The sequence below is a fragment of the Bradyrhizobium sp. CCGUVB23 genome (assembly GCF_024199885.1).
GTDB lineage: Bacteria > Pseudomonadota > Alphaproteobacteria > Rhizobiales > Xanthobacteraceae > Bradyrhizobium.
Genome location: NZ_JANADQ010000001.1, coordinates 6,894,286 through 6,916,731 on the forward strand (window position 1 = coordinate 6,894,286; position 22,446 = coordinate 6,916,731).

General features: G+C 62.8%; 22 protein-coding genes and 1 pseudogene. 13 read left to right on the plus strand and 10 right to left on the minus strand.

The genetic code is table 11. The features are described from left to right. Positions 1 to 27 precede the first annotated feature (27 nt). The 3 genes and pseudogenes from NLN62_RS31925 to NLN62_RS31935 form a co-directional block, all read right to left on the minus strand. Positions 28 to 2,505 (minus strand): arylsulfatase, encoded by a 2,478-nt coding sequence (locus NLN62_RS31925; protein WP_254111439.1) that lies wholly within the window; start codon positions 2,503 to 2,505, stop codon positions 28 to 30. 168 nt (positions 2,506 to 2,673) lie between these two features. Then, a pseudogene (locus NLN62_RS31930) lies at positions 2,674 to 3,303 on the minus strand (tyrosine-type recombinase/integrase). A 277-nt stretch (positions 3,304 to 3,580) separates the two neighbouring features. After that, positions 3,581 to 4,402, minus strand: coding sequence for a class I SAM-dependent methyltransferase (locus NLN62_RS31935; protein WP_035665385.1), 822 nt, complete (start codon positions 4,400 to 4,402; stop codon positions 3,581 to 3,583). A gap of 291 nt (positions 4,403 to 4,693) precedes the next feature. On the opposite strand from NLN62_RS31935, the gene NLN62_RS31940 reads away from it, so the two are divergent. Further along, positions 4,694 to 5,350, plus strand: a complete 657-nt coding sequence (locus NLN62_RS31940) for a phosphoribosylanthranilate isomerase (RefSeq protein WP_254111440.1) — start codon at positions 4,694 to 4,696, stop codon at positions 5,348 to 5,350. A 78-nt stretch (positions 5,351 to 5,428) separates the two neighbouring features. Here NLN62_RS31940 and NLN62_RS31945 read toward each other — a convergent pair whose 3' ends face one another. After that, complete coding sequence (locus NLN62_RS31945) at positions 5,429 to 5,758, minus strand: hypothetical protein (RefSeq protein WP_254113888.1); 330 nt, start codon at positions 5,756 to 5,758, stop codon at positions 5,429 to 5,431. Between NLN62_RS31945 and clcA the strand changes: the two genes are divergently transcribed. Beyond that, on the plus strand, positions 5,693 to 6,952 hold the full coding sequence (clcA, locus tag NLN62_RS31950; protein WP_051390307.1) for a H(+)/Cl(-) exchange transporter ClcA: 1,260 nt from the start codon (positions 5,693 to 5,695) through the stop codon (positions 6,950 to 6,952). The genes NLN62_RS31945 and clcA overlap by 66 nt on opposite strands. A gap of 93 nt (positions 6,953 to 7,045) precedes the next feature. Here the strand turns inward: clcA and NLN62_RS31955 are convergent, their stop codons facing one another. After that, positions 7,046 to 7,423, minus strand: coding sequence for an NUDIX hydrolase (locus NLN62_RS31955; RefSeq protein WP_027528366.1), 378 nt, complete (start codon positions 7,421 to 7,423; stop codon positions 7,046 to 7,048). Between the two features lie 247 nt (positions 7,424 to 7,670). Here NLN62_RS31955 and NLN62_RS31960 point away from each other — a divergent pair, with 247 nt between their 5' ends. The 3 genes from NLN62_RS31960 (at position 7,671) to NLN62_RS31970 (ending at position 11,184) form a co-directional block, all read left to right on the plus strand. Further along, the gene (locus tag NLN62_RS31960) at positions 7,671 to 9,134 is read left to right on the plus strand and encodes a GH1 family beta-glucosidase (RefSeq protein WP_254111441.1); all 1,464 of its coding nucleotides are present in this window, start codon (positions 7,671 to 7,673) and stop codon (positions 9,132 to 9,134) included. 233 nt (positions 9,135 to 9,367) lie between these two features. Next, on the plus strand, positions 9,368 to 10,600 hold the full coding sequence (locus NLN62_RS31965) for an acetyl-CoA C-acetyltransferase (RefSeq protein ID WP_027528368.1): 1,233 nt from the start codon (positions 9,368 to 9,370) through the stop codon (positions 10,598 to 10,600). A 281-nt stretch (positions 10,601 to 10,881) separates the two neighbouring features. Continuing rightward, on the plus strand, positions 10,882 to 11,184 hold the full coding sequence (locus NLN62_RS31970) for an HU family DNA-binding protein (protein WP_027528369.1): 303 nt from the start codon (positions 10,882 to 10,884) through the stop codon (positions 11,182 to 11,184). A 238-nt stretch (positions 11,185 to 11,422) separates the two neighbouring features. Here NLN62_RS31970 and lon read toward each other — a convergent pair whose 3' ends face one another. Both lon and NLN62_RS31980 read right to left on the minus strand, forming a co-directional pair. After that, positions 11,423 to 13,807: an endopeptidase La gene (gene lon, locus NLN62_RS31975; protein WP_254111442.1), complete on the minus strand. Its 2,385-nt coding sequence runs from the start codon at positions 13,805 to 13,807 to the stop codon at positions 11,423 to 11,425. Between the two features lie 8 nt (positions 13,808 to 13,815). Next, on the minus strand, positions 13,816 to 14,202 hold the full coding sequence (locus NLN62_RS31980; RefSeq protein WP_254111443.1) for an Hsp20/alpha crystallin family protein: 387 nt from the start codon (positions 14,200 to 14,202) through the stop codon (positions 13,816 to 13,818). A 185-nt stretch (positions 14,203 to 14,387) separates the two neighbouring features. Here NLN62_RS31980 and NLN62_RS31985 point away from each other — a divergent pair, with 185 nt between their 5' ends. After that, a complete protein-coding gene (locus NLN62_RS31985; RefSeq protein WP_254111444.1) occupies positions 14,388 to 15,014 on the plus strand; it encodes a MarC family protein in 627 nt (208 codons plus the stop codon). A gap of 128 nt (positions 15,015 to 15,142) precedes the next feature. On the opposite strand, the gene NLN62_RS31990 is transcribed toward NLN62_RS31985, so the two are convergent. Further along, complete coding sequence (locus NLN62_RS31990; protein WP_254111445.1) at positions 15,143 to 15,331, minus strand: hypothetical protein; 189 nt, start codon at positions 15,329 to 15,331, stop codon at positions 15,143 to 15,145. Between NLN62_RS31990 and NLN62_RS31995 the strand changes: the two genes are divergently transcribed. Beyond that, positions 15,246 to 17,057 (plus strand): chloride channel protein, encoded by a 1,812-nt coding sequence (locus NLN62_RS31995; protein WP_027528374.1) that lies wholly within the window; start codon positions 15,246 to 15,248, stop codon positions 17,055 to 17,057. The genes NLN62_RS31990 and NLN62_RS31995 overlap by 86 nt on opposite strands. A gap of 165 nt (positions 17,058 to 17,222) precedes the next feature. Then, a complete protein-coding gene (locus tag NLN62_RS32000) occupies positions 17,223 to 18,104 on the plus strand; it encodes a hypothetical protein (RefSeq protein ID WP_254111446.1) in 882 nt (293 codons plus the stop codon). Positions 18,105 to 18,136: 32 nt separating this feature from the next. Here NLN62_RS32000 and NLN62_RS32005 read toward each other — a convergent pair whose 3' ends face one another. Continuing rightward, on the minus strand, positions 18,137 to 18,391 hold the full coding sequence (locus tag NLN62_RS32005; RefSeq protein ID WP_254111447.1) for a DUF2798 domain-containing protein: 255 nt from the start codon (positions 18,389 to 18,391) through the stop codon (positions 18,137 to 18,139). Between the two features lie 301 nt (positions 18,392 to 18,692). Here NLN62_RS32005 and NLN62_RS32010 point away from each other — a divergent pair, with 301 nt between their 5' ends. Then, positions 18,693 to 19,085, plus strand: coding sequence for a hypothetical protein (locus NLN62_RS32010; protein WP_254111448.1), 393 nt, complete (start codon positions 18,693 to 18,695; stop codon positions 19,083 to 19,085). A gap of 170 nt (positions 19,086 to 19,255) precedes the next feature. Here NLN62_RS32010 and NLN62_RS32015 read toward each other — a convergent pair whose 3' ends face one another. Beyond that, the gene (locus NLN62_RS32015; protein WP_245288337.1) at positions 19,256 to 19,474 is read right to left on the minus strand and encodes a hypothetical protein; all 219 of its coding nucleotides are present in this window, start codon (positions 19,472 to 19,474) and stop codon (positions 19,256 to 19,258) included. A 256-nt stretch (positions 19,475 to 19,730) separates the two neighbouring features. Between NLN62_RS32015 and NLN62_RS32020 the strand changes: the two genes are divergently transcribed. The 4 genes from NLN62_RS32020 (at position 19,731) to uraD (ending at position 22,362) form a co-directional block, all read left to right on the plus strand. Further along, positions 19,731 to 20,009, plus strand: a complete 279-nt coding sequence (locus NLN62_RS32020) for a hypothetical protein (RefSeq protein ID WP_027528379.1) — start codon at positions 19,731 to 19,733, stop codon at positions 20,007 to 20,009. Between the two features lie 103 nt (positions 20,010 to 20,112). Further along, a complete protein-coding gene (locus NLN62_RS32025) occupies positions 20,113 to 20,526 on the plus strand; it encodes a DUF3830 family protein (RefSeq protein WP_027528380.1) in 414 nt (137 codons plus the stop codon). A 1-nt stretch (position 20,527) separates the two neighbouring features. Continuing rightward, positions 20,528 to 21,463, plus strand: a complete 936-nt coding sequence (gene puuE / locus NLN62_RS32030; protein WP_254111449.1) for an allantoinase PuuE — start codon at positions 20,528 to 20,530, stop codon at positions 21,461 to 21,463. Between the two features lie 11 nt (positions 21,464 to 21,474). Continuing rightward, complete coding sequence (uraD, locus tag NLN62_RS32035; protein ID WP_027528382.1) at positions 21,475 to 22,362, plus strand: 2-oxo-4-hydroxy-4-carboxy-5-ureidoimidazoline decarboxylase; 888 nt, start codon at positions 21,475 to 21,477, stop codon at positions 22,360 to 22,362. The last annotated feature ends 84 nt before the right edge of the window (positions 22,363 to 22,446 follow it).

The window sequence follows — 22,446 nt, forward strand, 5'->3', positions numbered from 1 at the left end:
CGTGATTTGAAGGCGATCAGGCGAGAACTAGTGCGCCCTGTTTTTGGTTTCTTGGATATTCCCCTGAAGGTGGTGTTCCTCCGTAGCATTCAGAGGGGTCAACCTGACGGTCAGCTTATCGATTTTGCCGGTGAACCGGAACGGCGGTTGGTAGTCGTTGTCGTCTACCCCCGTGCGTGTATCCACTCCGACGTCGAAGGTTTCATAAATCGTCTCGACAAACGGAATGGTGTGCGCGATCGTTTTGCTCGCGACCTCCTTGCCATCTACCGACAGCACGCCGCTGCCTCCCTTGCCGAAACCAGGGCCGTCGTATTTGAAGTCAAACACGATGGTGTGCTTGCCGGGAGTGAGTGCCGCTGGCCCTTCCCAACGGAATCGTTCCACGTCAAAGAAGTTGTAGACAAAAATGGGCTTGCCTTTGAGCATGTAGAGACCGTGGCCACCGCCACGGCCGCCGAGCGTATTGATCATGCCCTCTGCACCCCCCTGCGGGATGTCGACCTCGGCGGTGATCGAGTAAGACTTGCCGGCGATGTCCGGGGCGCTGCTGTAAGGGAGACCGGACGATTCACCCGAATAGTTGAAGACGGTCCGGCCGGCGGTCGCGCTCGGTCGCGGCGTAGCTGCGCGGGCGGTGAAGCTGTTATCTAACGGGAACACGTTATATTTCGTCGCCTCGACCAGAAAGAGCTGCTGCATGTCGCGCAGCTTGTCTTGCATCTTGGCGGCGAGGTCATTGTTCTCCGAATAATCCTCGGCGAGGTTGTAGAGCTCCCAGGTGTAGCCGTTGACGACGTCGGGAAACTTGCCGAAGCCCAAATCCCAAGGTGGTGAGGGTGGCGTTGTGGCGGCCAACCATCCGTTATTGTAGATGGCTCGGTTGCCGACCATTTCGAAATACTGCGTGCTGCGGGTAGACGGGGCGTTCGCATTGGCATTGTCGAAGGTGTAAGCCATGCTCACGCCTTCGATTGGCTTTTGGGCAACGCCGTCGACCATCACCGGCGCCTGGACGCCCGTGGCCTCGAGGATGGTCGGCACAATGTCAATCATGTGGTGGAACTGCGTGCGGATGCCGCCGATGTCCTTGATGTGGCCCGGCCACGAGATGGCCATACCTTGTCGGGTACCGCCGAAGTGCGACGCCACCTGCTTTGTCCACTTGAACGGCGTATCGAACGCCCAAGTCCAGCCCACCGCCATGTGTGGCGTGGTCTGATCTGAACCCCAGGCGTCATAGAACTTCAACTGCTCCGTGACCGGAATGTTGACGCCTTGAATTGCGGCCATCTCGTTTGGCGTGCCGAGGATAGAGCCTTCGGCGCTGGTGCCATTGTCGCCGCTGATATAGATCATCAGCGTATTGTCGAGCTTGCCCAGGTCCTCGACTGCCTGGATCACACGGCCAATTTCATGGTCGGTGTAGGCCGTGTAGGCGGCAAAGACATCTGCCTGACGTATGAAAAGTCTCTTTTCATCGGCAGTAAGCGTGTCCCATTTCTGAAGCTTGGCCCCGCCGAATTCCGCTTGTCCATCCGGCCAAGGGGTAAGCTGGGCATTCGCTGGGATGACGCCGAGCTGCTTTTGGTTTGCGAAGATCGTCTCGCGCAGCTTTTCCCAGCCCTGATCGAATAAGTGCATGTCGCTGATCTTTTTGATCCACTCCGGGGTAGGCTGGTGTGGCGCATGCGAGCCGCCGGGCACGTAATAGAGGAAGAACGGCTTGTCAGGCGCGGCATCATTCAGGTCCTTCATGTATTTGATGGCCTCGTCCGCCATATCGGTGGTGAGATTGTAGCCTGGGTGTCCTACCCACGGAAAAACCTGTGTCTGATCGCGGAAGAGAAAAGGCGTCCACTGGTCTGTTTCGCCACCCATGAAGCCGTAGAAGTAATCGAAGCCCATCCCGTTCGGCCATTGGTTAAACGGCCCCGCTAAACTCAGTTGATAGCTCGGAGTGTTGTGGTTCTTGCCGAACCATGACGTGGCATAGCCGTTCTGCTTCAGGATCGTGCCGATGGTGGCACTTTCTGGTCCGATGACGGAATCGTATCCGGGGTATCCAGTGGACATTTCGGTGATCACCCCGAAGCCTACCGAGTGGTGGTTGCGGCCAGTGATCAGTGCCGCCCGGGTCGGCGAGCAGAGCGCGGTGGAGTGGAATTGCGTGTAGCGCAGCCCCGCCTTCGCGATGCGGTCCATGGACGGCGTGGGGATCACGCCTCCAAAGGTGCCGGACACGCCGTAGCCTTGGTCATCGGTCATGATGAGCAAAATGTTGGGTGCTCCCTTGCGCGGCACTACGGTCGGTGGCCAATACGGTTTGGAATCCTTCGCGTCCATGCTCATCGTGCCGTCGAACGGCGCGGGCTGGGGCGGAAGATATTTGCCATCAATTGTTGTGGTTGCGCTGGGTGAACCCGGCACGCCCGTAGTTTGCTGTGCGAATGCCGAAACAAACGTGAAGATCATTGCCATAAGTGTAAGAACGGCGGTCTTCATGGACCCGACCTCCTTGATGTGCACTCGGCAAAAAACTTGCTGAAGCGACCCTAGTAAGCTATGCGATTTCGGCTGGAGCGCGCGTCGATATGTCGCTCATCATTTCCGCTGTTGGCCCGAAGGGGCTGATAGCCGATGGGTAGAGCATGTCCGCTCTGCCCTGGTGATTCAGACATCAACTTGTTCGGCAATCGCGAGCGCGTCGTCAACCTCGATGCCGAGATAGCGCACTGTGCTTTCGATTTTGGTATGGCCGAGCAAAAGCTGCACGGCTCGCAAGTTCCCCGTGCGGCGGTAGATCAGCGTTGCCTTGGTCCAGCGTAGGGAGTGGGTGCCAAATACCCCCGGGTCAAGCCCGATGCTTGCCACCCAGTCGGTAAGGAGGCGAGCATATTGGCGGGTTGTCATCGCCCGATCGCGCCCACGATGCCCAGTGAACAAATACTCACCTGGCCTCTTGCCGGCTTCCTTCAAGAAATCGTCAACGGCTTGCCGGGTTTGATCCGTCAACTCGAACTTGACTGGCCTGCCGGCTTCTTCTGTCGGACGGTCGCACGATCGACCGCATAGCCATTCGGAGCGACATCTCCGACCTTCAAGGCGACGACGTCGCAACCACGCAACTTGCTGTCGATCGCAAGGTTGAAAAGGGCAAGGCCGCGGGTCCGTCTTTCGATCAGGAGTCGGGTTCGGATCGACCAGACTTGGTTTGGGCGCACCGGAGGTTTGGCTCGATCCGCTTACCTTATTCCAGGGTGTGTGGCGAGCTTTGGTGGAGAGGCTATTTTCGTCAGGCATGATCGTGCTCCTCGGTTTGTGAGGGCGCAGATCGTGTCTGCTTTCAGAGGCTTGCGGGCCGTGGGGTGCCGTTGGGCCGCCTTAGGTTCGCAGCGAATGACCCTGGCTGTGTAAAAACGCGAAGGATTGAAACACGGCTAGAATTACATTCTGCAGTTTGTCATCTAAGTTGAAATCGCTTGCGAGCTTGAGCGCCAGAGCGGTCTTGGACGAATAACTTGTTCTATCGGGCTTAAGCGTCCTGGCCTTTTCACACAGCCAAGACCCAGAGCAGACCTCAGTGAACTGACGCCATCACCACGAACGATTGCTGCGGGAAGGTCAGCTTGCCGCCCGCCAGCATCGGACGATCAAGGCGGGACGCCGCGTCATCGGCAATCGACATGATGAGGCGCTCACGCTCGGACGCACCTACGTCCTTCAGCAGGAGCGCCGCCATCGGCGTCGCCGTGAGCTGAAAACGGACATAATCTATCACGGAGGGAAACGTGATCTGCTTTGTGACGGTGGCTACATCAACAACGTCGAACCCCGCCTGCTTCGCCCAAGCGCCGACCTCGTGCGCATCGTTCGAGAGGTGCTCCGAACGTTTGGTTCGCGAAGCCTCTTCCCCAAGATATTTCTCGAGCGCCTGCACGAAAGCGTGCGCTGCTGGCGTCCTCTCGATTGCGCTGTAGACGCTCAACCCAGCGCGGCCTCGCGGCTTCAGCACCCGCACCATTTCCCTTAGCGCCAGCGCGCGATCCGGGAAGAATTGTAGCCCGAGTTGGCAGAGCACTACGTCAAAGCTATTGCTATCGAACGGCAGGTCCAGCGCGCTACCTTCAATCCATTCAATGCTGGCGGACTTTCGCCGCGCAATCGCGATCATGGCTGTATTGAGGTCAATGCCAACCAATCTTCCGGCATGCCCACGCTGCTCTGCCAGCCTCGCCACGACGCCTGTCCCACAGGCGATGTCGAGTACGCTTTCACCTCGTCCCAGAGCGATACGATCAAGGAGATCATTAGCCCATACGGAAGTGATGGCTGGCACTAGGTAGCGCTCGTAAAGTTCCGGCGCGCTGGCGTCCATCTGCCAATGTTCATGTGCCGACATGCGTTCCTCCCATAGTGCCGTGGGATTGGAAATTATCGAGCAATTCCTGTGCAATGCCGTCGCGTCCGGTGACGTTGACCGACTTGGCGATCAATCGCAAGCGTGAACGGAACGGCCGCTTTTGGCCCTGAGCTGAACAACTGCGAGCCGTCACGATGTCCGCTGTCTGCGGGAGACCGGACGTCGTACGATGCTGCGCTGACCGCTGCCTTTGCCTCAAACCGGCTATTGACTCAGGGCAGGGCCGTCGTGCCCGTTCAAACGTGTGGCCCAGGAAACTGGTGTAGAACAATGCTGACGCAAATCTACGAGGTGGCGACACCTGCTGAAGCCGAAGCGATCTCGGCAATTGGCGTGGATCATGTTGGCGTGCTTGTCGGCGATGGGTCTTTCCCTCGCGAGCTTCCGGTTCACGAGGCTGCAGCTGTCATGAAGGCGATCCAGGCGCCGTCCGTGCTTTCGGCGCTGTTCCTCTCGGCGGATGTCGCTCTCATCGAACGGATGGCCAGGGAGCTTGACCCGCCCATCGTGCATCTTGGCGCTTCAAACGAATTGCTTACGCCAGATCATGTCGTGGCGCTGCGAAAGTCTCTGCCAAAGATCAAATTCATGCGTAGCGTACCTGTGACGGGACCCGTGGCAGTGCACGTGGCGCGCACATATGATGGAATTGTCGAGTGGATCCTGCTTGATAGTCACCGCAAAGGCGATATCCAAATCGGCGCACAGGGCGTGACGCATGACTGGAGCATCAGTCGAACGATTGTCGAGACCGTTCGTACCCCGGTCATACTCGCTGGCGGCCTCGGACCGGACAATGTCAAAGAGGCCATCCGGTCTGTCCAACCCGCCGGCGTTGACTCAAAAACAAAGACCGACCGCGAGGGCACCCACGCAAAAGACCTGGCGAAGGTCGAAGCGTTCTATCGCGCTGCGAACAGCGGTTAACCAGCGCGGAGGTTTTTGACAACTACTACAGTGGTCATCGATGGGGCGGCGGCGCTATCGGCTTGTCAGCAGCACCGCCTAGAGATAGTGGGAAAACACGGTCGGCATCGGCAAATCCGTATGAAGTCCCGCGGCAGGACGTGCGGTGAGGTCCTGGCAAGTCGACCGGACAAACGGTTCTTCGATCAGGTCGGAGGCATTTTTTCCGGGACATTCGCCAGTGATTTCGGCAAAGATTGTCCCTTGCGAAAGCCTCGAGATCATCGACCTGCTGTGGACCATAACCCTAGTGACGACAGCCAAGTCGCAGACGAACGTCGCAGCCTGTTGGGTCTCGCGGCGATGGCCCTCATCATTGGAGCAGCCACTGGATGTGTTGGGGCTGTTTTCCGGCTTTTGCTCGCGCATGCCGATCGTCTGCGCGATGCGATGATCGCCTGGGCCTATGGCCACGCGATCTGGGGATTCTTGATCGTCGTCGGCACGTGCGCTGTCGCAACCCTGGTTGCCGCGTGGATGGTCAGGCAATTCTCGCCACACGCTTCGGGCAGCGGCATTCCGCATGTCGAAGCTGTCCTGCGCGAAGAGATTCCACCGGCTCCGTTTGGTCTGGTGCCAGTGAAATTCATCGGGGGGATACTGGCGATAGGCTCCGGGCTGGCGCTGGGCCGCGAGGGGCCGACCGTCCAGATGGGCGCTGGTATCGCGGTTTTCGCCGCGCGCGTCTGCCGGCTCTGCGGTGCGGACTCCCGAGTGCTGCTGGCGGCCGGCGCCGGCGCCGGCCTTGCAACGGCCTTCAATGCGCCGATTGCCGGGCTCGTGTTTGTGCTGGAGGAGTTGGTGCAGAGGATCGAACACCGTGTTGCCATCGCCGCACTTGCAGCGCTGGCAACGGCGATCCCGGTCGCAAGGCTGCTTCTCGGTGACGCGCCCGACTTCCAGATCGGGCCGCTGAGCTACCCCAGCGCTGAGTCCGCCCCGCTGTTCTTTACTCTGGGTGGCATCGCGGGCCTGCTGGCCGTCGCATACAATCGCACCCTGCTCGCGACCATCGCAGTTCGGGACCGATTCGGACGGCTACCGATCGAGCTCCGCGCCGGATTGATTGGCGCAAGCGTCGGCATGTTGGCCTGGTTCGCGCCCGAGCTGGTCGGCGGCGGAGATCAGATCACGCAGCGCACGCTGATCGGCCGCGAGAGCGTGGGGATCCTGGGGTTCGCATTCCTGGTCCGGTTCGGGCTCGGCGCTCTCTCATATGCCGCCGGCACTCCCGGCGGATTGTTCGCACCCTTGCTCGTGCTGGGAGCCCAGTCTGGGCAGTTGTTCGGAGCGGCTTGTCGCCTTGCATTCCCAAAGCTCGCTGTCCAGCCGGAAGCATTTGCATTGGTGGGCATGGCCGCTTTCTTCACCGGCGTGGTGCGTGCGCCGGTTACCGGCATCGTTCTCGTCGCCGAAATGACCGGTAACGTGACGATGCTGCTGCCGATGCTGGGCGCCTGCTTCATGGCGATGCTGCTACCCATGCTGCTGGGCAATGCACCGATCTACGATTCCCTGCGTGAGCATACGCTGCGCTTGGAGCGGCAAATCAGACAGAGATGACCGCCGAAGGCTAAGCAATCTTCGACAAAGGCAAAGCGCACTCGACGCCCGCTTATTGCCCGGGTTCGAAGCCCTGATTGCGAGCCTGGGAACTCACCTCGGAAACAGCCTGTCCCGGATGTAACGCGACGTCGGCGTTAGTCTGAGCCCTCGCGGCTTGCGCCAGACCGCCTTGTCGATTTCCTTCTTGTCTCCGATCTTCAACTGGCCGAACGCGTTCTTCGCCAGGAAAATCGCATCGCTCATCTTCCGCCCGGACCGGCGGTTTTTCCCTTTCACTTCCTTCCAGAGCTTTAAAGAGCCTAGCTTCAACTTTGGCAGTTCTTCCCCGATCTCGCGGCGAAGGCACTTCCTGTCACTCTCATTTGCACGCCTGCGGCCGCCCGGGAACATCCAGCGCTTATCGCGCCGTCGCCGGACCAGGAGCACGCGCCCCTTCTTTGCCGCAACGAGTTTGGAGGACTTTGCCATAATCCCTGCGAATCGATTTCACCAATGAGCCTCAGTCTAGACCAGTCGGTTCGGCCGACAATAATGGGCGCTGCGTTTGCCACCCTGTATTATCCCGGCATTGGCCTGGCCGGAGCGTGACCAAGTTTGCCCCTGCCGCTCTCGATACACCAGCGGCGCATCACGATCGTCCCCGAACTTCACTTCTCAAATCGGCCCTGACCCGCCATTGTGCCGGCCCGAAACGAATGGATCTGGAGCAGCATCAATGTCGGACAAGGTCTCGCGTCGCCAATTTGCGAAGATCGCGGGGCTGTCCGCAGCAGGGATGGCGGCGCCGGGGCAATCCGTCGAGGCGAAGCCCGATGCCGGGCCGCGCAGCTCGCGCGGGTTTCCGCCGGGCTTCCTCTGGGGTACCGCCACCTCGTCCTATCAGGTCGAGGGTGCCGTTACTGAAGACGGGCGAGGGCCCTCGATCTGGGACATTTTTACGCGCGTGGCCGGCAAGATCGAGGACGGCACCAATGGCGACCGCGCCAATGAGCACTTTCATCGTTACAAGGACGACATCGCGCTGATCAAGGAGCTCGGCTGCAAGGCCTATCGCTTCTCGATCGCCTGGCCGCGGGTGTTTCCGGACGGCGACGGCAAGCCGAACCCGAAGGGGCTCGACTTCTACAATCGCCTGATCGACGAGCTCCTGACGAACGGCATCGAGCCGTGGCTCACACTCTATCACTGGGACTTGCCGCAATCGCTGCAGGATCGTTTCGGCGGCTGGCGCTCGGCCGAGACCTGCAAGGTGTTCGGCGACTATGCGGCCTATGTCGCGCGGCACCTGACCGATCGCGTCAAGAATGTGTTCACGCTGAACGAGAGCGGCAGGTTCGTCTATTTCGGCTACGGCATCGGCATCGACGCGCCGGGGCTGACGCTGTCGCAAGCCGAGGTGAACCAGGTCAGGCACAATACCGCGCTGGCGCACGGGCTCGCGGTGCAGGCGGTCCGCAGCTCCGGCCGCCGCGGCACGAGGGTTGGGCCGGCCGAGAACATCGATGCCTGCATTCCCGCGATCGACACGCCCGAGAACGTCCGCGCCACCGAGATCGCGCTGCGCGAGTTGAACGCGAGCTATCTCAACGTGATCATGGAAGGCAAGTACACCGACGCCTTTCTGAAATTCGCTGGAGCCAACGCGCCGAAATACACCGATGCGGAGCTGAAGATCATCTCCTCGCCGATCGACTTCCTCGGCCTTAACATCTACGCGCCGCAGCATTATGTCGTGGCCTCCGACAAGGGCGCCGGCTTCTCGCTGCTGCCGATCCCAAAGTCGTTTCCGCACATGAATTCGGACTGGTTGCGCGTCGGCCCCGAGACGATCTACTGGGTGCCGAAGTTGGCTGCGAAGATCTGGAAGACGGGCGCGATCTATATCAGCGAGAACGGCGCCTCCGGCGACGACCAGGTCACGCCGGACGGCAAGATTTTCGACACCGACCGCATCATGTATTTGCGCAACTATCTCGCCCAGCTCGAGCGCGCGACGGCGGAGGGCGTGCCCGTGAAGGGCTATTTCCTCTGGAGCCTGATGGACAATTTCGAGTGGGTCTACGGGCTCAACAAGCGCTTCGGCCTCTACCACGTGAACTTCGATACCCAGGTCCGCACGCCCAAGCTCAGCGCGAGCTTCTACCGCAACGTGATCGCGAAGAACGCCGCGGGGGTGTGAGGCACTTCGCCCTCTCACTCCTGATTGCGCGACCATCGCTTGTTGCCGGCGATTTGTCTTGACGCATCAAATGGTTTCGCGGAACGGTCGTGCATCATCCGGCAACCGTGTTTCTACTTTGCATGGGGTTGTTTTTCAGCTTTTGCGAAAGGGTAGTCCGGCCGGCCCCGATTGACTCCGCTCTCCCCCTGATTCAAAACGCCTCCAACAGTCAAAAAGAAGAGGATAACGCCATGGTTGACGCGCTGATCATCGATGCCTGTCGGACGCCGCGCGGGGTGGGCAAGGCCGGTAAGGGGGCGCTGTCGGGGATCCATCCGCAGCAATTGGGTGCGACCGTGCTTCGCGCGCTCGCCGATCGCACCGGCATCGACACTGCAGATGTCGACGACATCGTCTGGGGCTGCAGCGCGCAGGTCGCAACGCAAAGCGGCGACCTCGGGCGGATGTCGGCGCTCGATGCCGGTTATGACGTGCGCGCCAGCGCGGTGACGCTGGACCGCTTCTGCGGCTCCGGCATCACCAGCGTCAACATGGCGGCGGCCTCGATCATGGCAGGCGCGGAAGACCTCGTCGTCGCCGGCGGCTGCGAGATGATGTCGATGGAGGGACGGCGCGGCGGCGGTCCGATGATGATGGACTCCGGCAATCTGCGCCTGCGCGCGAGGCATCCGCAGTCGCATCAGGGTGTCTGTGCGGATGCGATCGCGACCATGGAAGGCATCACGCGCAGGGATGTCGATGCGCTCGGGCTGGAGAGCCAGAAGCGCGCGGCACATGCGATGGCCAACGGGCACTTCAAGAAGAGTCTGGTGCCGGTCTATCGCGAAGACGGCAGCCTCGCGCTCGACCACGAGGAGTATCCGCGGCCGCAGACCACGATGGAAGGACTTAGCAGCCTCAAGCCGGCATTCCCGGCGATCGCCGACTATGCGCTCGACGACAAGGGCACGACTTATCGCGGCCTGATCCTGCAACAATATCCGGACCTCATAATCGACTTCGTGCATCACGCCGGCAATTCCTCCGGCGTCGTCGATGGCGCCGCTGCGATCCTGTTGGCTTCGCCGACCTATGCCAAAGCGCATGGGCTGAAGCCTCGCGCCCGCGTGGTCGCGATGGCGAATATGGGGGACTCGCCGACCCTGATGCTGAACGCTCCGGGGCCGGCGACCCGCAAGGTGCTGGCCAAGGCCCACCTGACGATCGACGACATCGATCTCTTCGAGATCAACGAGGCCTTTGCAGTGGTTGCGGAAAAGTACATCCGCGATCTCCGGCTCGACCGCGCCAAGGTCAACGTCAACGGCGGCTCGATCGCGCTCGGCCACCCCATTGGCGCCACCGGCTCGATCCTGATCGGCACCATCCTCGACGAGCTCGAACGGCGCGACCTGAAGCGCGGCCTCGTTACGATGTGCGCCGCCGGCGGCATGGCGCCGGCGGTGATCATCGAGCGGGTTTAGCCTTCTTTCATAGGGTGAATCGCGCTCCTCCTTGCACAAAGAGGGTGGTCGTCGCTTGTCGAGAGCATGGAATCAGCTTTAGCAAGGGCGTCGCGGGCCTTTGAAATAAGGCAAAAAGCGCTGTTTTGGCTGCCATCCGCTCTGGAAGTGGCTAAAAAAGCAGGGTTTTTGCCACAGCGGGACAAAAAAGCCCGTAATTTTCGCGACAAAACTGTGCAGAAGGCTATAGGCCTTCAACGGTTGGTCTAATATGCAACCGGCAACGAATCAGAGGAGACACGATGCCAACCCAACTTTCCAAATCGCAGCTGATCGAAAAGATCGCGACTGCCACCGAGCTTTCCAAGCGCGACGTCAAGAACGTCATGGAGACCTTGACGGACGTCGGCCACAAGGAGCTCAAGAAGAACGGCCTGTTCCTGGTGCCGGGCTTCGCCAAGTTCGTGGTCATCAAGAAGCCCGCGACCAAGGCGCGCAAGGGCACCAACCCGTTCACGGGTGAAGAGATGATGTTCAAGGCCAAGCCGGCCCGGAAGATCGTCCGCGCACGGCCCGTGAAGGCCGCCAAGGACGCCGTGGCCTAACGGCTAAAAGCAAAGGCCCCCTCCACAAGAGGGGGCCTTTTGTTTTGAGGTGCCGCAGGGGTGAGGCGGAGGGGTCAGCCCCTGCGGTATCTGGCTTTGACCCGAACGGGCTGAAGCCGACCGCGCGGCGCGGGGATCTGCTCCCGGAGCCGGCCGATCGCTCGATCGAGCCATTGCCGCAGCCGCTGCACAGTTCGCTTCGTCTTCATCCTTTTCAACACCATCGTCATCACCGTTCTCACTCGGCTGCCTCGACCTGCGGCTTGGTCGGGTCGAGCGCTTCGGCGACCGCCTCGTCGACCCGCTCGAGCCAGATGAATTCGAGGCTCTCGCGCGCGCCCTTCGGGATGTCGTCGAAATCCCGCTTGTTGCGCGCCGGCAGCATCACCCGCTTGAGGCCAGCTGCGGCCGCCGCCACCACCTTCTCCTTGATGCCGCCGACCGGCAGCACCAGGCCGCGCAGCGAGATCTCGCCGGTCATGGCGGTGTCGTTGCGCACGGTGCGGTTGGTCAGCAGCGACGTCAGCGCCGTGAACATCGCAACGCCTGCGCTCGGGCCGTCCTTCGGGGTGGCGCCCGCCGGGACGTGAACGTGGATGTCGCTCTTCTCGAACAGCGAAGGCTCGATCCCGAGCTGGCTGGCGCGGCTCTTCACCAGCGTCATCGCGGCCTGCGCGCTCTCGCGCATGACGTCGCCGAGCTGGCCGGTCAGGATCAGGCTGCCCCTGCCGGGCACGCGCGTCGCCTCGATGAACAGAATGTCGCCGCCGACCGGCGTCCAGGCGAGGCCTGTGGCAACGCCGGGCACGCTGGTGCGCAGCGCGATCTCGCCCTCGAAGCGCGGCTGGCCAAGCACGGGGGTGATCTCCTTCGCGCTCACCACGACCTTGGCCGCCGTGCCCTCGGCGATCTGCACCGCCGCGTGCCGGAGCACCTTCCCGATCTCGCGCTCCAGCCAGCGCACGCCAGCCTCCCGCGTATAGCCCTTGACGATCAGCTTCAACGCCTCCGGCTCGATCTCGGCCTGGTCCGCCGTCAGGCCATTGGCCTCGAGCTGACGCCGCACCAGATAGCGCTTGGCGATCTCGAGCTTCTCGTCCTCGGTGTAGCCGGCAAGGCTGATGAGCTCCATGCGGTCCAGAAGGGGGCCCGGGATCGAGTCCAGCATGTTGGCAGTGGCGATGAAAACCACGCGCGAGAGATCGAAGGGCACGCCGAGATAATTGTCCCGGAACGTCCCGTTCTGCTCGGGGTCGAGCACCTCCAGCATCGCGGCCGAGGGATCGCCCTGCACGCCGCGGCCCATCTTGTCGATCTCGTCCAACATCATCACGCAGTTCCGGCTGCCAGCCTTCTTGATGCCCTGGATGATGTTGCCGGGCAGCGCGCCGATATAGGTGCGGCGGTGGCCGCGGATCTCGGCCTCGTCGTGCACGCCGCCGAGGCTGACACGCACGAATGGGCGATCCATCGCACGCGCGATGGACTGGCCGAGCGAGGTTTTGCCGACGCCGGGCGGGCCGACGAAGCACAGGATCGGCGCCTTGCCATGCGGCGCGAGCTTGCGCACCGCCAGATATTCGATGATGCGGCTCTTGATCTTCTCCAGGCCATAGTGGTCCGCATCGAGGATGCGGCGGGCCTCAGCGATGTCGATCGGCTTCTCCTCCGGGATCGCCCATGGCAATTCGATCAGCCAGTCCAGATAGGTGCGGACCATGCCGGCTTCGCCGGCGGCTTCCGGCATGCGCTCATAGCGGCGCAGCTCCTTCCTCGCATGGGCTTCTGCTTCCGGCGGCATTTTTGCTTTGGCGATGGCCTCGGTCAGTTCGGCGACCTCAGCAGCCTTGCCGTCGCCTTCGCCGAGCTGCCGCTGGATGGTCGCCATCTGCTCGCGCAGGATCGCCTCGCGCTGCCGCTCGTCGAAGACCGCCTTGGTCTGCTGGCCGATTTCATTGCTGATACGCAGCACCTCCAGCCGCTCGCCGAGCTGCTTGGACACTTTCTCCATGCGCACGGAGAGATCGACGGTTTCCAGGATCTCCTGCTTGTCCTGCGGCTTGATGTCCATATAGGCGGTGGCGAGATCGGCCAGCGCGCCGGGCGCGGTCGTGCCCTGGAACATCGCCACCAGCTCCGGCGGCACCTGCGGCAGGAGCTGGATCGCCTCGATCGCCTGGCGCTGCAGATTGAGAAAGCGCGCCTCGATCTCCGGCGAGGTCGTGCTCGGCTCTGGAATCTGCTGCACGCGCGCGGCCGGGAACGGCGCCCCCGGCAGGAAGTCGAGAACGCGCGCGCGCTGCACGCCCTGGCAGACGATGTGATGGGTCTCGTCGGGCGCTGTGATGTAGCGAACGATGTTGGCGATGGTCGCGATCCGGTAGAGATCATCCGGCCCGGGGTCGTCGATGTCGGGGTTGCGCTGGAGCACGATGCCGATCGGCCGCTGCTCGCGCAGTGCCTGCTGCGCGGCGGCGATCGACTTCGGCCGCGCGATCGCGATCGGCGCGATCACGCCGGGAAACAGCACCATGTTGCGAACGGGGATGACGATCAGCGCGTCGTCCGGAATCTTCGCGGCTTCGGTATTCACGGTGGACTCGGTCTGTTGTTCGTTTGCCATGGTCGACCTCAAGCGGATTTGGCGAGGCGCAGCGCGACGCAGCCGTCCATCACGAAACGGCTGATGGCATAGCGTCCGACTGGCAGTGCAATACGGCGCTCGAAACGCCCCTGCGGCAGCTCGAGCCGGTGGATGCGGGCGTTGCGCAGTTCCGGCGGCAGCGTGCGCCGGCCCGAGATGACGAGCACGCCGTCATGGATCACCGTTTCGACATTGTCGGGATCGACGCCGGGAAGGGCGACCAGGATCAGGAGCTCCCGGTCGGTCTCCAGCACGTCGATCGGCGGCTCCCAGCAGGATTCCTGGCGGCCGAACTGCTGGCGCAGCCGCTCGCCGCGGTTGAGTTGCTCCAGGGCTTCGGAGAGCATCCAGTCGAGGGGATTTTTGGGTTGCATGGCGCAGGCTCTGGAATGGAAAGCCTGCATATGGTGCGCCCCCTGCAAAAATCCAGCGCGCCTGCCGGGTAGCGTCGGCACCTCTGCTTCGCGATCGTTCCGCGCTGATTTCCCAAAGCGGCGGGGTTGGGCTAAGCCGGTCGCAACGTCATCGTTCCCTGCATGTGGTGAGGAGATGGCCACGCATGCTCGATCTTGCCCTGTCGGCGTTTGTCACCCTGCTGCTGGTGGTCGATCCCGTCGGCCTCGTGCCGGCCTTCCTGGCCGCGACCGCCGGCATGCCGGAAGCGGTCAAGCGCACCGTCGCCTGGCGCGCGCCACTGATCGCGGCCTCGATCCTGGTCGTGATCGCGCTGATCGGAAACTGGCTGTTGCGCCAGCTCGGGATCGGCATCCCGGCGTTCCAGATCGCCGGCGGGCTGCTGCTGTTCGGCGTGTCCTACCGCATGATCTTCGGCGACCGGCCGCACCGCGAGGCGCGCGAGGCCGACAAGGCGCTGTCCGAGCACGCCTCCGACGTGGCGGTGTTTCCGCTCGCGATCCCCATGATGGCCGGCCCCGGCGCGATCGCGACCACGCTGCTGCTCACGGGCGACGCCGGCAACGTCGCCCGGCTCGGCATCAACATCGCGATCATCCTCCTGGTCTGCCTGCTCTGCATGATCTGCTTTGCCACCTCGACCCTGATCGCGCGCACGCTGGGGCGGACCGGCAATGCCGTGCTCTCGCGCCTGCTCGGCATCCTGCTTGCGGCCTATTCGGTGCAGTTCGTGCTGAACGGTATCGCCGCGGTCCGCGCCAGCCTGTCGTGATGCCGTCAGATCAGATCAATCTATTGATTTTGTTGTAATTTTCGCGTGGCTTCCGGGCCGGACATATCGCCGTCGGCAATTCCGTCCGCTTTCTCTTGCGCAGCCTCATGGCTTTGACGTAACTCGGGTCAATAAGAGCGCGGAACGCGCGCATCGCCAGGATGCCGATCCCGATGATAACACAGCGCATGGCCGGCGACGGCATGGCCGAAGAATAGAAGAGCCTCGCCGGTGTTTGCGCGGATCAGGCACATCGTCGATCGCAAGAGATCGCACAAGGGATCGAACAAGGCATCGAACCGGATGCTGGTCCGCATCCGCGCCCTCCTGCGCAGCAACGAATTCTACCTGATCCCGCTCGCGCTTCTGATCGGCGTCGCCACCGGCGGCGTCGTGACACTGATGGCCGAGATCGCGCAGATCGCACACGTTCTGATCTTCGGGATTCCCGTCGACGTTCGGCTCTCTGCCAATGCCTATGTCAGCCCGTGGGCGGCGCTGACCGCGCCCGCACTCGGCGGACTGGCGCTCGGCATGATGGAATGGTCGCGGCGGCGGCTGAAGATCTCGAGCGCAGTCGACCCGATCGAGGCCAACGCGCTGCGTGGCGGCAATCTGTCCCTGCGCGACAGCGTGGTGGTCTCGAGCCAGACGCTGATCTCCAACGGCTGCGGTGCCTCCGTCGGCCTCGAGGCCGGCTATACCCAGATCGGCTCCGGTATCGCTTCGCTGCTCGGTCAGTTCTTCAACCTCCGGCGCAACGATCTCCGCCTGATCGTCGGTTGCGGGGCTGCGGCCGCGATCGCGGCCGCCTTCGGCGCCCCGATCACCGGCGCGTTCTATGCCTGCGAGCTGATCGTCGGTGTCTATGCGGTCGGCAGCGCCGCGCCGATCCTGGCAGCCTCGCTCGCCGGCGCGCTGACGGCGCAATGGCTCGGCGGCGCGCCGTACTCCATCGAGATACCGAAGGTGAGCACGGTCGGCATCGAGCAATATCTGGCGCTGATCGGGCTCGCGCTCGTCACCGGCGGCGTGGGCATCGCCGTGATGCGCTCGTCCTCGACGTTTGAGCGTCTGTTTGCCTGGTTACCGGTCTGGCTGCGCCCGGTGATCGGCGGCCTCATCGTCGGCTGCTTCGCGATCACCACCCCGCAGGTGCTGGCGGCCGGCCATGGCGCGATGGTGCTCGATCTGTTTCACGACATGACGATCGGCCTGATCGCGCTGATCATTGCCCTGAAGCTGACGGCCTGCCTGATCTCGCTCGCCTCGGGCTTCCGCGGCGGCCTGTTCTTCGCCTCGCTGTTCGTCGGTAGCCTGATCGGAAAGTTCTTCGCTGCCGTGCTGCTGCTGATCAGCCCCAGCTTCGCGATCGATCCGCTGGTTGCGATGCTGACGGGCATGGCGACGCTCGGGGTTGCCATCGTCGGCGGTCCCCTGACGATGTCGTTCCTGGTGCTGGAGATGACGCGCAATGTCGACGTCACCGCCGTGGTGCTGGCGGGCTGCATCGTCACCTCGATCTGCGTGCGCTTCATGTTCGGCCATTCCTTCTCGACCTGGCGCCTGCATCTGCGCGGCGAGACCATCCGCAGCGCCAACGACGTCGGCTGGCTGCGCAACCTGACGGTCGAGCGGATGATGCGGAGCGACGTCGGCAAGGTGCCATCCTCGACGACGATCGCCGCGACGAGGCGCGAATTCGCGCTGGGCTCGCGCCCGGGCATCGTCGTCGTCAACAACGCGGACGAATATGTCGGCCTCGTTATGCTGCCCGACCTGTTCTCCAGCGACCTCGACACCATCGCCGACGACATCCAGGTGATCGAGCTCGCCCGCTACACCGACATCGTACTGATCCCGGAAATGAACGTGAAAAGCGCGATGGCGGTGTTCGACGAGGCGGAGGCGGAGATGCTGGCGGTGGTCGAATCCGCCGACAGCCGCAAGGTGATTGGCTTCCTCACCGAGACCTTCGCCCGCCGCCGCTATGTCGAGGAGATCGACAAGGCCACGCGCGGCGTGCTGGGGGCGTTGTCGTAGGACGAGCGGTATCGGAGGAGGGGGAGCCGCGGCGCCCGCCGTCACTCGGCCTCACACTTTCCATGATGGGGTCTTGCTTTGGACAAACCGCATTGGCGATGATCGGCCAAGCGGAAATGCGACGAACGCCCTTCGGGGCGACATTGGGCTGGGGTAGGAGCGCCAATGGATTCCGTGTCAAACCCGACACAAGTCGAGCCACATTTTGCGCTGTCCGCGCGAATGGACCAAGAGCTCACGCACACCTACGAGAAGATCAAAAGCGTGGATGAAGAGATCGCGCGCGCCAGCGAGAAGCTTTCCAGGCTAGAGCGCGAAGAGCGCGAGGAGCGTCGCGAGGAGCGTGATGACACACGCAGCCGTCTGCCGCGCGGCCGGCCAGTGGTGCGCGGCCTCGTCGGCCTGGTACTGGCAGCGGGGATTGGCACCGCGGCCTTGGTCTCGCAATCGTCCCGAGGTGATGAGGTCAGGCAGATGATCGCCGGCTGGGCACCGCTGCATGCTGCGATGCCGTCGCAAGCGCAGCCGCTGCCTGACGCGCAGCCGAGCCCGACTGTTCAGCTGGCCCAGGCCTCGCCGCAACCGGAGCCTGCCGCTCAGACCGTCCCGGAGGCGGTTGCGCCGACCGCAGCCACGCTCCCTCCGCAGGTGACGGAATTGCTCGAGAAGATGGCGAGTGATCTCGCCAACGTGCAGCAGGGCATCGAGCAGCTCAAGGCAAGCCAGGAGCAATTGAAGGCAAACCAGCAGCAGATGTCTCTCGATAACCTCAGGGTTGCCGACGAGCTGAAAGCGGGCCAGGAGCAAATGGCGCGTCTTGTCGCCAAAGCTCCTGATAACAATGCGCCGGTCAATGCGCCCGACAAGACCACCGGAAAGACTGTTCAGGCGCCCGATCCCAACGCGCGTCCCAAGACGGCCACTGCCGCCGTACCTCCACCGCGCCCGGCTGCGGCTTCGGCGCACAAGCCGGCGCAGGCCGCTCCTGCGCCGCATGCGGCGGTGCGACGGTCGGCGCCGGTGCAACTGGAGTCCGCGCAACAATAGTCTAGCGCCGCGAAAGCGGCGCGCGCAGGCTATCAGCTTGGTTCGGTTGAGGGCGCGACCACGAAGGCGACGATCCGGCGAACCAGTGGCAGGACCACCAGCAGCGTCGGAAAGGCGACGAGCCACGACAGTCCCCAGGCGGCTGGCCATGTCGCCAGGAAGAGAGGGGTTGGTCCGAGGCTCTTCAGTGTCGAGATGATCGACACCACGGCTGTCATGAGGATGGAAAGCACCAATGGCATGACGACAGGCGCATAGCGCGCCGGCAGTTTGCGAACCGCAATCATCTGATCTCTTTGGGAAATGGACGCGTCGGTCACGGTGAACCCTGAAAAATGCATCGATCCCGACCGCGTCGGTTGATGCGTTGGTTCACGTGAAACGCTTACGACGCCGAAGAACAGCGCGCCGGTTTCATAACGGCTCCGCTGACATCGATCAAGCCGGATTTGCCAGGCAGGTTTACAATCGTTTCAAATCGGCGCGGCGGATTGCCGCGAGGGGGCAACCACATCGCTGGGTTGTGGATTATGTATCGTTTGCATATCTGAAATTTGGTTCTTTTGAGCGCGAACGGAGGAAGCTCAGATGACGGATCAAGCCATGATGTCCCTGAAAAGCAGGAACGTCCTGCTGGCCACGCTCGCTGGCCTCGCCCTTGTCGCGGCGTCGGCGGTGCCCTCGGCTGCTGCGTCACGCACGCCACTTTCGAAGACTGCCACAGTGGCCCCGGCTTCCGCCGCTGCGACCGACTTCAGTGCCGCGCGGCGCCGCTATTACCGTCGCGGACCGAGCGCCGCCGGTCTCGCCTTCATGGGCATGGCGACGGGCATGGTCGCCGGCGCGATCGCCGAGCAGCGCCGCCAGGAGTATTATGAGAACCGCTACTATTACGGCCCGAGTTCTTATGGTCCCGGCTACGGCTATTACGGCGGCGGGCCTTATTATGGTGGGCCGCGCTACTACTATCAGCCGTACTGAGGCCAGTCACGCGCCCTACACCGTCATTGCGAGCGCAGCGAAGCAATCCAGGCTGTGTCTCCACGGGAAGATTCTGGATTGCTTCGCTGCGCTCGCAATGACGACGTGGGCGCATGCGAGGCCACAAGTGAGTTGCGCTGGTCGCCGGATCAACCTCGATCCGAAAGAACTCACCGCCCCGCAGGCGCCGAGAGCGAGCCGGTCGAGTAGCGCCACCAATCCAGTTCCCTCGGTTCGGTCGGCCAGACAGCGGCGTTGGAGTCGCGGAATGACTGGCTGGCCGAAGCAGGGGCCTTGCGGGCATGGTGCCGCTGGTTCGCCGATGCCATCTGGACCGTGAGGGTCGCGATCAACGTCGCGGTCAAAATGGCGAGTGCAGTTGTTCGCATCATCGATCTCCCTTGATCAACTCCTCATTCTGGCTTGGCGACGCCTTGGGTCGTTGGGGAGAAACATCTCCTGCCGGCGCCGCCCCTTTGGAGATAGCGATGCGGCTTGCCTGACATCACGGTTTCGGCCATCACGAAGCGGCGAGCCGAAATTTTGGTCGCGGCCAAAAATTCGGCAATTGTGGCGGCTGTCCTGATGGACTCGCCGCGGGCGATCCGTTTTGAATGGGACGAGTTGATGTTTCGAGCCACAACGATGTGGAAGTATTTGCTGCTCCTTGCCCTCTTGACCTCGCCCGTGATGGCGCAGGTCAAGCCGACGCCGAAGACCACGGCGGCCCGCACCGATCCCTGCGCCCCGATCGGGCGCACCGCGGACGGCAAGCTGGTCTATTCCATGAAATGCGAGAACCTTCCCGCACCGCCCACGCCACCGCCGCAGGCGGAACTGAAAGAAGCGCCTCCGCCCGCCGCCGAGCCGGAGCCCGAGACGCGGCGGAGCGGCATTTTCGGCTGGTCCTATGACCGCCGGTAGGGTGCACGCCACTTGCGCTCATCCCGCCGGAATGCTCTTTGCTTGAGAGTTCGCTTAAGAGTTACCTTTGGGGGGCCGATGCCCTCCCACCTAGAGAGATGAGATGAGCAAACTCGTTATCCGCGCCGGCGATTTCACCTTCGATGCCCGTTTCGAGGAGCAGCTGGCGCCGAAAACCGTCGCCGCATTCCGCAAGGCCATGCCGTTCGAAAGCCACATCATCCACGTCCGCTGGAGCGGCGAGGGCGTGTGGATGCCGCTCGGCGACCTCGATTTCGGCGTCGGCTACGAGAACCACACCAGCTATCCCGCGCCGGGCCAGATCATCCTCTATCCCGGTGGCATCAGCGAGACCGAGATCCTGCTCGCCTATGGCGGCGTGCACTTCGCGAGCAAGATGGGCCAGCTCGCCGGCAACCACTTCATTACGCTGACCTCGGGCCTGGAGAATCTGGCGACGCTGGGCAAGAGCGTGTTGTGGAAGGGCGCCCTGCCGATCCGTTTCGAGGAAGTCTGATTTGTCGGAGCCCCGCTATCCCCGTGATCTGCGCGGCTATGGCCGCAACCCGCCGCATCCGCATTGGCCGGGTGGGGCCCGGGTCGCGGTGCAGTTCGTCGTCAATTTCGAGGAGGGGGGCGAGAACAACATTTTGCACGGCGACCGCGCCTCGGAAGCGTTCTTGTCCGACGTGCTGGGCGCGCAGCCCTGGCCCGGCCAGCGCCATGCCAACATCGAATCGATGTTCGAATATGGCTCGCGCGCCGGCTTCTGGCGGCTGTGGCGTATGTTCACGATGCGCAAATGGCCGACCACCGTGTTCGGGGTCGCCACCGCACTGAAGCGCAATCCGGAAATCGTTGCCGCGATGCAGGAGGCAGGCTGGGACATCGCGAGCCACAGCCTGAAATGGATCGAGCACAAGGACATGACCGAGGCGCAGGAACGCGCCGAGATCACCGAGTCCATCCACGTGCATACCGAAGCGACCGGCGCGCGGCCGCTCGGGTGGTACACCGGACGCTCCTCGATCAATACCAACAGGCTGCTGATGGAAGAGGGCGGCTTCCTCTATCTCTGCGACTCCTATGCCGACGATCTGCCCTATTGGATCAAGGGCGCGGGCCGCAAGCAGCTCGTCATTCCCTATACCCTCGACAACAACGACATGCGTTTCATCAACGCGCAGGGCTTTGCGGAGGGCGAGCAGTTCTTCACCTATCTCAAGGATGCCTTCGACGTGCTCTATGCCGAAGGCGAGAGCGCGCCGAAGATGATGTCGGTGGGCCTGCATTGCCGCCTGGTCGGCCGTCCCGGTCGCGCGGCGGGGCTGATGCGCTTCCTCGACTATATCGGCAACCACGAGCGCGTCTGGGTGCCGACGCGATTGCAGATCGCGCGTCACTGGCACGACAATCTCGCCCACCTAGCCGACGACGCGTTCGAGATTGGCTGAGGCGGGCGGCGATGTCGCAGGTCTCGCTCTCCGATCTCAACGCTGCTGGCAAGGCTGATTTCGTCGCGGCGCTTGCCAATATTTTTGAGCATTCGCCATGGATCGCCGAGCGGGTGGCAGACCAGCGGCCGTTCGCCGGCGTCAATCAGTTGTTCGCAGCGATGACGGCGGCGGTCGAAAGTGCCACGCCGGAGTTGCAGCTGGCGCTGATCAAGGCGCATCCCGATCTCGCCGACAAGACGCAGCGCGCGGCGAAACTGACAGCGGAATCCAACGCCGAGCAGAATAGCGTGGGGCTGGACCGGCTGTCGGACGCCGAATACACGGCGTTCGAGCGCGTCAACAGCGCCTACCGGGCTAAGTTCGGCATCCCCTATATCGTCTGCGTGCGCCGCCACACCAAGGATTCCATCCTGCGCGATTTCGAGCAGCGCCTCCCGAATGATGCCGAGACCGAGACACGCCGCTCGATCGCGGAGATCTGCCGGATCGCTGCGTTGCGGCTCGACCAGCTCGTGGTCGCCGATGATCGCCTGAAGGTCCACGGCCGGCTCTCGACCCATGTGCTCGACAATCACAACGGTAAGCCTGCGCCAGGGATCGCGGTCGAGCTCGTCGAGCTTGCCGCCCTTGGCGAAAGCCGCATCATCGCGCGCGCGGTGACCAACCATGACGGCCGTACCGATCAGCCGCTGATCGGCGGCCGGCCCCTGCCGATCGGCCGTTACGAACTCCGCTTCAGCGTCGGAAAATATTATGCCGAGCGCGGCGTACCGATGTCGGACCCGCCGTTCCTCGACGAAATCCCGCTGCGTTTTGCGATCAGCGAGCCAGAGGGCCACTATCACGTGCCACTGCTGGTCACGCCCTGGAGCTATTCGACCTATCGCGGCAGCTAGGCGCGAGCGCGCCGCTTCACCTCGATCCGCTTGCGGGGAGAGGTCGAAATTCAAGCGAAGCTTGAATTTCGGGTGAGGGGGATG